This is a genomic window from Dendronalium phyllosphericum CENA369 (genome assembly GCF_016056275.1).
Classification (GTDB): domain Bacteria; phylum Cyanobacteriota; class Cyanobacteriia; order Cyanobacteriales; family Nostocaceae; genus Dendronalium; species Dendronalium phyllosphericum.
On record NZ_JAECZA010000194.1, the window covers coordinates 1 to 1,634 of the forward strand.

The following is a 1,634-nucleotide window of genomic DNA, read 5'->3' on the forward strand; positions in this document are numbered from 1 at the left end:
CTGATGAAGTCGGGGGTTTTGTGTTATGCCCCGCTTGAGTGTGGGTTACTTTTCTAGGCTCTGTTTCACCGTGGAAGCTCCCTATTAACGCCAGTGTCAATCCATAGCGATTGTCTGATTGCGTCCTGTTCCCAGCTTCACTCTGCAAGAATCGAGCTTGCTCGGTGTGGGCAGGTAAGGAGTCACGCCTGAACCTGGCGGGTAGGACTTTCACCTACATCTGGTTGAGAGTTCAACTCGTAAGAGTTGGTAAGTTTATTTACGGACTGGATACCGGGATTCACTTACAACGAATCGCACGGGGATTCACTGTAGAGATAATAAAGTCAAACGAGTTGGTAACAGACTCAATCGCTTTGGCATCACGAGAGTTGATGAAGTGATTTGCTCCTAACTCACGAGCTTCAGACTCTTTATTCGCATTAGTGGAAAATGCCGTGACATCACATCCCCAAGCTTTTAAAAACCGCAGTGCCAGATGTCCAAGTCCCCCAATACCTATTACACCAACTCTATCAGTTGGCTTGACATCAAATTGAATAATGGGGTTAAACACGGTAACACCGCCACAGAACAGCGGCCCTACCTTAGCAGGATCGACTCCTGTTGGCAGAGGAGTTACCCATTCTTCATGGGCCCGTACCTTGTCAGCAAATCCGCCATATCGACCGACAATCGTTTGCTCTAGGGTTAGACACAAGTTGCGATCGCCCGACATACAATATTCGCAGTGCATACAAGAATGGGAAGACCACCCCAATCCAACCTGCTGACCGACTTTGAGAGTAGTCACGCCATCGCCAACGGCTGCAATTGTTCCGACAACTTCATGACCCGGTACAAAAGGATACTGGCTGAGACCCCAGTCATTTTTGAGCATAATCAGGTCGCTATGGCAGAGTCCGCAATATTCAACATTAATTTCTACTTCTTGGTCTTTCAAAAAACCTGGAGCGTATTCAAATGGTTCTAGTGCAGCATTTACTGTTTTGGCTGCATACGCGTGAATCATGCTGAATTTTACTCCTATCTAATATTAATTGTTTGAAATAGTTTACATCCTGAATATTAATCTTCTGTGGTTCTGTTTTGAATGATTTACAGTGGTTGATGGTATAGTCTGCTCCCATTTTGAGACACCAGAGTTAAATTTGACCGCAGAGCAAATTTTAGCGCTGGCACAGTCATACCAATTCGTAATTCGTAATACTCTTCTCCTGAAGGAGACGCTACGCGAACGGGAAGCCGCGCAGAGCGCGTCTACGTAATTCGTAATTAAGAAAGTCCCATTTAGTCTAGGTTCTTGGGTTTGGATATGTATCGTTATTTTTGGTAAATTGTATCAGCTAATGCATAATCAGCGTTGATACTTGATGCAATTTTGTTTGATAAACCTTCACTAATCGGTCGATACCTTTGAAACGGTAATCCCCCATTTCTCGGAAATCTGAGGGTTGTGAAAGCATTTGATGGGTTGCTTCACTAATGACGCATTCACCGGGAGGACAAACTGCTTCCATACGAGCAGCAAGATTAATCGTAGCTCCTAATGCTGTATAGTCTACTCTTTGAAGGCTACCAACATCTCCCACGACAGCTTTACCACTATTAATGGCAATACGTAATTGTAGGGG

3 protein-coding genes are annotated in these 1,634 nt (G+C 44.7%); all 3 read right to left on the reverse strand.

Translation table 11 applies throughout. The features are described 5' to 3' along the window. A partial coding sequence (locus tag I8752_RS22210) for a hypothetical protein (RefSeq protein WP_214434441.1) occupies positions 1-214 on the reverse strand: 214 nt, incomplete at its 3' end. A gap of 66 nt (positions 215-280) precedes the next feature. After that, the gene (locus tag I8752_RS22215) at positions 281-1,012 is read right to left on the reverse strand and encodes an NAD(P)-dependent alcohol dehydrogenase (RefSeq protein WP_225895836.1); all 732 of its coding nucleotides are present in this window, start codon (positions 1,010-1,012) and stop codon (positions 281-283) included. A 334-nt stretch (positions 1,013-1,346) separates the two neighbouring features. Beyond that, on the reverse strand, positions 1,347-1,634 hold a 288-nt coding region (locus I8752_RS22220), incomplete at its 5' end, for an adenylate/guanylate cyclase domain-containing protein (protein WP_214434442.1).